Source organism: Mesorhizobium sp. M4A.F.Ca.ET.020.02.1.1, from assembly GCF_004022645.1.
GTDB lineage: Bacteria > Pseudomonadota > Alphaproteobacteria > Rhizobiales > Rhizobiaceae > Mesorhizobium.
On the sequence record NZ_RZOI01000259.1, the window covers coordinates 1 to 7,519 of the forward strand.

Genomic DNA, 7,519 nt, shown 5'->3' on the forward strand with positions numbered 1-7,519 from the left:
GAGCGACCGTGCGGTGGAGAGCGCCAAGGCGGCGCTGAAGGCCAGCAACTGGGGCGGCGTCCGGCCGCGCGAGCGTACCAGGGCGCTCCAGGCCTGGGCCGACCTGATCGAGGCCGAAGCCGCAACGCTGGCCAGGATCGAAGCGCTGTGCTCCACCCGTCCCGTCGGTCAGCTCATCGCAGGCGACATCGCGGTGACCGCCGAGCAGATCCGCTTCTTTGCCGAGTTCGCGGACAAGGAAGGCAGCGAGCTCGTGCCGACCGACGACGCCAGTCTCGGCATGATCATGAGCGAGCCCTATGGCGTGGTCGGCGCGATCACCCCCTGGAATTTTCCCATCTCGATGGCCGGATGGAAGCTTGGTCCGGCGCTGGCCGCTGGAAATGCGGTCGTGCTGAAGCCTTCGGAAATGACACCCTTTTCGGTTGTCCATATGGCGCAACTCGCCGTTAGGGCGGGTCTGCCGGCAGGGCTGATAAACGTGGTGCTGGGAGACGGTCCGACGACCGGAACGGCGCTGACCGGGCATCCCGAGATCGCCAAGGTCAGCTTCACCGGCTCGACCCGCGCCGGCTCGGCCATCATGGAGAACGTCGCTCGCACCGGCGTCAAGCCGATGACCCTGGAGCTCGGCGGCAAGAGCCCGCAGATCGTTTTTGCCGACGCCAACCTCGACAAGGCGGCGACGGCGATCGCCGGCAGCGTCACCTTCAACGCTGGCCAGGCCTGCGTCGCCGGCACGCGGCTGATCGTCGAGAAGAGCGTGGCCGACAGGCTGACGACTGCGATCCTGGTGAAGATGAAGGCGGTGTGGCCCGGCCCGACCTGGGACGAGGCGACGCATTATTCGCCGATCATCTCGGAGCGGCAACGAGGGCGTGTCGACAGCATCGTGCAGGCTGCGGTCAAGGCCGGCGGCGAATGCCTGACCGGCGGCGCCGCCATGGACAGCCCCGGCTATTTCTACGAGCCGACGCTGATCGCTGATGTCGATCAGGTCAATCCCGCGATCGTCGAGGAGATCTTCGGCCCGGTGCTCACAGTGCAGACCTTCGAGACCGAGGACGAGGCGTTGGCGCTATCCTCCCATCCGACCTACGGACTCGCTTCCGGCCTTTTCACTTCCGACCTGTCGCGTACGATCCGTCTGGCGCGCAAGCTCGAAGCGGGCACGGTCTGGGTCAACCGCTACAGCCGCTCGCGCGACCACATCCTGCCGACCGGCGGCTACAAGCGCTCCGGCATCGGCAAGGACCTTGGCCGCGACACCTATCTCGCCAACCGCAGGACCAAGAGCGTCCTGGTCAGCCTGTGAAGGGATGCCGATGAAATCCTACTCGATCGCCCTGATACCCGGTGACGGCATCGGCCGCGATGTCACCGCCGCCGCCTGGACTGTGCTGGAGACTGCGGCCAAACAGGACGGCTTTGCCCTGACGGGCACCGAGTTCCCCTGGTCCTGCCGCTTCTACAAGGAAACCGGCCGCATGATGCCCGAGGACGGCATCGAGACCTTGCGCGGCTTCGACGCCATCCTTCTCGGTGCGGTCGGCTGGCCGGCGGAGGTGCCGGATTCGGTCTCGCTGCACGGCCTGCTGCTGCCGATCCGCAAGGCATTCGTGCAATACGCCAACATCCGGCCACACCGCCTGCTGCCTGGGGTCAAGGGACCGCTGCGAGCGGAGAGTTTCGACATCCTGTGTATCCGCGAGAACACCGAGGGCGAATATTCCGGCGCCGGCGGGCGCGTGCACCAGGGCACTTTGGACGAGGTTGCGGTGGAGACATCGATCTTCACCCGCGCCGGCGTCGAGCGCATCCTGCGCTTCGGCTTCGAGCAGGCGCGATCACGGCGGGGCAAGCTTGCTTCCGTCACCAAGTCCAACGCGCAGAAATACTCGATGGTGTTCTGGGACGAGGTCACCCGCAAGCTTGCGGGGGATTATCCGGACGTCGAGGTGACCAGCTATCATGTCGATGCGCTCGCGGCGCGCATGATCATGGCGCCGGAGAGCCTCGACGTGCTCGTCGCTTCCAACCTGTTCGGCGACATCCTGACCGACATCGGCGCGGCGATCCAGGGCGGGCTCGGCTATGCCGCCTCCGCCAACATCAATCCCGACCGTTCGGCGCCGTCGATGTTCGAGCCGGTCCACGGCTCGGCGCCCGACATTGCCCATCTCGGCATCGCCAACCCGATCGCCACCATCTGGTCCGGCGCCATGATGCTCGATCATCTCGGCGAAAAGGCTGCCGCCGGCCGCATGATGAAGGCGCTCGAGGCGACAACCGCGCGAGGCATTGGAACCAGCCCCGGCAAGGATCGCACACAAGCCATCACCGCTGCCGTCGTCGCGGCGCTCACCTGATTGCAAGGTCGTTTTCGATGAGAAACCTGAAAGACAAAAGCCTCTTCCGCGAAGCCGGTTTGATCGGCGGCGAATGGGTCATCGCCGACTCCGGCAAGACGGTCGATGTCATCGATCCGGCGACCCAGGCCGCGATCGGCACCGTGCCCGACATGGCCGCTCCGGAGACCCGCGCGGCCATAGACGCCGCGGCTGCTGCCTATGGGGATTGGAAGAAGAAAACCAACGCCGAGCGCGCTGCCCTCCTGGAGGCCTGGCATGGGCTGATGCTGGCGCATCTGGACGATCTTGCGCTGATCCTGACGACGGAACAGGGCAAGCCGCTGGACGAGGCCAAAGGCGAGATCCGCTACGGCGCCTCCTTCGTCAAATGGTTCGCCGAGGAAGCACGCCGCATCAACGGCCACACCATCCCCTCGCCGACGCAAGACCGCCGCATCATCGTGCTGAAGGAACCGGTCGGCGTGTGCGGCATCATCACGCCGTGGAATTTTCCCAATGCGATGATCACCCGCAAGGTCGCGCCGGCGTTGGCCGCAGGCTGCACGGTGGTCATCAAGCCGTCAGAATTCACGCCTTATTCGGCGCTGGCGCTCGGCGTGCTTGCCGAGCGGGCGGGCATTCCCGCCGGGGTCATCAACATCGTCACCGGCATGCCGGCCGAGATCGGCAACGAGATCATGGCGAACGAGACGGTGCGCAAGATCTCCTTCACCGGCTCGACGCGGGTCGGCTCGCTGCTGATGCGCGGCGCGGCCGACAGCGTGAAGCGACTCAGCCTGGAGCTCGGCGGCAATGCCCCCTTCATCGTCTTCGACGACGCCGACCTCGATCTCGCCGTTGAGGGCGCGCTGGTCTCAAAATTCCGCAATGGCGGCCAGACCTGCGTTTGCGCCAACCGCATCATCGTCCAGGCCGGTGTCTACGAGACCTTCGCCGCCAAGCTATCCGCCCGCGTCAACGCCATGATGGTCGGGCCCGGCACGCAGCCCGGCGTCGCCATCGGACCGATGATCAACATGGCGGCGGTCGAGAAGATCAACCGCCACGTCGAGGACGCGCTCGCCAAGGGCGCGACGATCATCACCGACAAGCCGGCGCTGCCTCAGGGTCCTCAATATGTCGCGCCGCTGGTGCTGAGCGGCGCCACGAAGGATATGCAGCTTGCCGGCGAGGAAACCTTCGGCCCGGTCGCGCCGCTTTTCCGCTTCGAGACGGAGGAAGAGGCAATCGCGCTGGCCAACGGCACGCCTTACGGACTTGCGTCCTACTTCTATACCGAGAATTTGAAACGCGCCTGGCGCGTCGGCGAGGCGCTGGAGTTCGGCATGGTGGGGCTCAACACCGGCTCGGTCTCGATGGAGGTGGCCCCCTTCGGCGGCGTCAAGCAGTCCGGCCTCGGACGTGAGGGCGCGCAAGCCGGCATCGAGGAATATCTCGAGATGAAGAGCTTTCATATGGGAATAGGGGAGTAGGGGAGTAAGCAGTAGGGAATGAGCGCCTGTACCCTACTCCCCTACTCCCCTACTCCCCTACTCCCCTACTGCCTCATTGTATCCGGTCGAGCGCCTTGTAGTAGAGGCCGACCATCGGCAGGAACCAGGGCTTGCCGGAATAGCCGGGAATCGAAGGCCACTCCAGTCCCTTCAGCGGATTGCGGTCTTCGCGGCCCAGCATGGCATCGGCCAGGATCATTCCTAGATGGGTGGAAAGCTGCGCGCCGTGGCCGGAATAGCCCATCGCGTACCAGACGCCGTCATGGTAACCAGCCCGCGGAAAACGGTCCTTGGTCATGTCGACCAGCCCGCCCCAGCAGTAGTCGATCTCGACCTTGGCGAGCTGGGGGAAGATTGCTGCAAGGCCAGCCTGCAAGATCTGTCCGCTCCTGGCGTCGGAGCGCTGGTCCGATGTCGCCGAGAAGCGCGCGCGGCCGCCGAAGATGAGGCGTCGGTCCGGTGAAAGCCGGAAGTAGTTGCCAATGTTCATCGAGGTCACGCATGTCCGGTTGCCGGGCATGGTCGCGGCGATCTCGGCATCGCTTAACGGCCGCGTGGCGATGATGAAGCTGCCGACGGAGATGATCCGGCGGCGGAAATAATTGAAATTCGGCGCGGTGTAGGCGCCGGTCGCCACCAGCACGTTGTCGGCGCTGATCTTGCCGCGCGAAGTGGTCAATTCATGCCTGCTACCGGCCTGCTTGCGGTCGGTCACTGCCGCGTTCTCGTGGATCACGGCACCGTGGCACGTGGCGGCCATGGCCAAGCCTGCCACATAGCGGCCCATATGCATCATGGCGCTCTTCTTCGACAGCATCGCGCCATGGAAGGGCGAACCGATCTCGGACTTGAGATCCGCCGCCGACAGCAGCTCCGTGTCCGGATCCACCTCGGCATGGACGGCCTCGAAGTTGCGGGCGATCGCTTCGAAATGCTGCGGCTTGGAGGCGAGCTTCAGCTTGCCCGCGCGGCGGAAGTTGCAGTCGATGCTTTCCTCGGCGACCAGCGCCTCGATGGTATCGACGGAGTCGTCGAGCGCTCGGTACAGCGCGATTGCGCGTTCCTTGCCGAGTTCCGCCTTGGCCGAGAGGAAGCTATGGGCGAGGCCATTGTTCAGGTGCCCGCCATTGCGCCCGGATGCGCCACAGCCCACCCGCTCCGCCTCCAGCACCGCCACCTTCGCGCCGGCCTTCGCCAGTTGGCGGGCGGCGGCGAGACCGGTGAAGCCGCCGCCGATGATGGCGGCATCGTAGTGCCCCTCGACCGGGCCTTGCGCCCCGCCGGTAAAGACGGGAGCCGTGTCGTGCCAGTAGGAGACGAACCTCATCGGCAATCCGCCCTGTTTCAGAGACCGACCACGCCTGGAAGACCCGAAATGTCTGATATCTCGACATAGCCGTAGTACGGGTTGGCCGGTTCGTGCCCGCGGTTGACCCAGACCTTGTTCTTGATGCCGAGATCATGGGCCGACATCAGGTCGTAGCGGAATGACGACGAGCAGTGAAGGATGTCTTGCGGACCGCAGCCCAGCCTGTCGAACATATATTCGAAGGCCTTGAAGCGCGGCTTGTAGGCCTGTGCCTGCTCGGCCGTGTAGACGGCATGGAATGGCGCGCCGAGCTTCTCGACATTGGACATGATCTGCGCGTTCATGGCGTTGGACAGGATGACCAGCGGAATTTCCTTGGCGACTTTCGCCAGGCCGGCCGGAACGTCGGCATGCGGCCCCCAGGTCGGCACGCGCTTATAGACCATCCTGGCGTCGTCCGGGCTGAAGGCAACGCCGTTGCGCTTGCAGGTGCGCTCGAGCGCATTGTGGATCACGTCGGCATAACGCTTCCAGTCGCCCAGGATCTCGTCCAGCCGGTACGCCGCGAAATTCTTGATGAACTCCTGCATGCGCGGCTCGTCGAGCCGGCTGCCGTAGAGGTCGCGTGCGGCTTCCGCCATCTGGAAATTGGTCAACGTGCCGTAGCAGTCGAAGGTGATGTATTTGGGCCTGAAGGAAGCCATGTCCGTCGATCTCCGGTGGAAGCACATCCGCGTTCGGATGAATTCATCATAGGACGGCAGAAGGCGGCCGACCTGACCGAAATCGGCGTCCCGAAAGCAGAAAGTTCCGTATCCGCCATCCGGTTTGGCACGCTGTAGCATCTGGTGTGGCGATTACGTCGTCGCGCGAGACGTGAAGCGCGTCCGCCGCGGCGGGCGCGCCAGCACAAGATGCGGCGCATGCCTCGCGCTACGGCGAAAGATACTGTCCAAGCCAAAGCCTTCAGACGATCTGCGGCGCGCCGATGGCCGAGACTTGATCAGCAGACGGAAGGATGCCTCATGCAGCAGGGCGAGATCGAACTCCAGGCCTTCGGGCCGGACCATATAGAGGGTGCGGTAGCGCTTTCTCGCCAGGAGAATTGGCCGCATCGCGCGCAGGACTGGCAGATGGCGCTGCAGCTCTCGAGCGGCGCTGTCGCGCTCGACGACCAGGGCCGTGTCACCGGCACCATCCTGGTAACGCCCTATGGCAATGATTGCGCCATGATCAACATGGTGATCGTCGACAGGAATGTGCGGGGCCAGGGGCTCGGGCGCCGACTCATGGATCAGGCGATCGCCCTTGCCGGCGACCGTCCGCTGCGGCTCGTCGCGACGGCCGATGGCGAGCCGCTCTATGAAAAGCTCGGCTTCGTGCGCTCCGGTGCGATCCTGCAGCATCAGGGGAAAGTGACGGAGCTTGACGCGCCCGACGGCGTTGAAGCCGCAAGCATTGGCGATCTGCCGGAAATCAAAGCGCTCGATCGCGACGCTTATGGCGCCGACCGGGAAGCCCTGATCGATGCGCTGGCCGAGCGCGGCCACTTCGCAATCATCCGCCGCAACGGCGCCATCGAGGCCTATGCCGCGATCCGTCCTTTCGGGCGCGGCGAAGTGATCGGCCCGGTCATCGCGGGAAGCGCCGAGGCCGCGAAAGACCTGATCAGCTTTTTCGCCGCGCCGCGCGGCGGCGCCTTCCTGCGCGTGGATACCGACAGCCGGACCGGTATCGATGGCTGGCTCACCGAAATCGGCCTCGTCCATGTCGGCGGCGGCGTGGCCATGGACCGTCCGCCCAAGCCGAGGTCGGAACCGGCCAGGCCAAAAGTTTACGCCCTCGCCAACCAGGCGCTCGGCTAGGAGGACAACAATGCTCGCCAATTCCCTGATTGAACTCGACCGCGCCCATCTCGTCCATCCGGTCTCCTCATACCGCGGCCATGAGGCGCTCGGCGTGCGTGTCCTGAAATCGGCCAAGGGCGCCACCGTGACCGAAGCATCCGGCCGGCAGTTGATTGACGGCTTCGCCGGCTTGTGGTGCGTCAATGCCGGCTACGGCCACGACAGCATCGTCGAGGCGGCGGCCCGGCAGATGCGCGAGCTGCCCTATGCCACCGCCTATTTCGACCTCGGCTCGGAGCCGGCCATTCGCCTCGCCTCGGAACTGGCCGAGCGCGCTCCGGGGAATCTCAATCACGTCTTCTTCACCCTCGGCGGCTCGGACGCGGTCGACAGCACCATCCGCTTCGTCCGCTACTACTGGAATGCCAGGGGCGAGCCGAAACGCGACCAGTTCATTTCCATCGAGCACGGCTATCACGGCTCATCGGTGGTCGGCGC

7 protein-coding genes are annotated in these 7,519 nt (G+C 65.0%); 5 read left to right on the forward strand and 2 right to left on the reverse strand.

Annotated features, from left to right (window positions below; genetic code table 11):
• The 3 genes from EN742_RS17320 to EN742_RS17330 form a co-directional block, all read left to right on the forward strand.
• Window positions 1-1,315, forward strand: a 1,315-nt coding sequence (locus EN742_RS17320) for an aldehyde dehydrogenase family protein (RefSeq protein WP_148670133.1), incomplete at its 5' end; no start/stop codon positions are given.
• Between the two features lie 10 nt (window positions 1,316-1,325).
• Window positions 1,326-2,369, forward strand: a complete 1,044-nt coding sequence (locus tag EN742_RS17325; RefSeq protein WP_127406295.1) for a tartrate dehydrogenase — start codon at window positions 1,326-1,328, stop codon at window positions 2,367-2,369.
• 17 nt (window positions 2,370-2,386) lie between these two features.
• A complete protein-coding gene (locus EN742_RS17330; RefSeq protein ID WP_127406294.1) occupies window positions 2,387-3,844 on the forward strand; it encodes an NAD-dependent succinate-semialdehyde dehydrogenase in 1,458 nt (485 codons plus the stop codon).
• 73 nt (window positions 3,845-3,917) lie between these two features.
• On the opposite strand, the gene EN742_RS17335 is transcribed toward EN742_RS17330, so the two are convergent.
• Window positions 3,918-5,192, reverse strand: a complete 1,275-nt coding sequence (locus tag EN742_RS17335) for an FAD-binding oxidoreductase (RefSeq protein ID WP_127406293.1) — start codon at window positions 5,190-5,192, stop codon at window positions 3,918-3,920.
• Between the two features lie 17 nt (window positions 5,193-5,209).
• Complete coding sequence (locus tag EN742_RS17340; protein ID WP_127406292.1) at window positions 5,210-5,878, reverse strand: haloacid dehalogenase type II; 669 nt, start codon at window positions 5,876-5,878, stop codon at window positions 5,210-5,212.
• A 321-nt stretch (window positions 5,879-6,199) separates the two neighbouring features.
• Here EN742_RS17340 and EN742_RS17345 point away from each other — a divergent pair, with 321 nt between their 5' ends.
• Together EN742_RS17345 and EN742_RS17350 are read left to right on the forward strand one after the other, a co-directional pair.
• Window positions 6,200-7,039, forward strand: a complete 840-nt coding sequence (locus EN742_RS17345) for a GNAT family N-acetyltransferase (RefSeq protein ID WP_128333064.1) — start codon at window positions 6,200-6,202, stop codon at window positions 7,037-7,039.
• 10 nt (window positions 7,040-7,049) lie between these two features.
• The coding region (locus tag EN742_RS17350) for an aminotransferase class III-fold pyridoxal phosphate-dependent enzyme (protein ID WP_128333065.1) at window positions 7,050-7,519 on the forward strand (470 nt) is incomplete at its 3' end.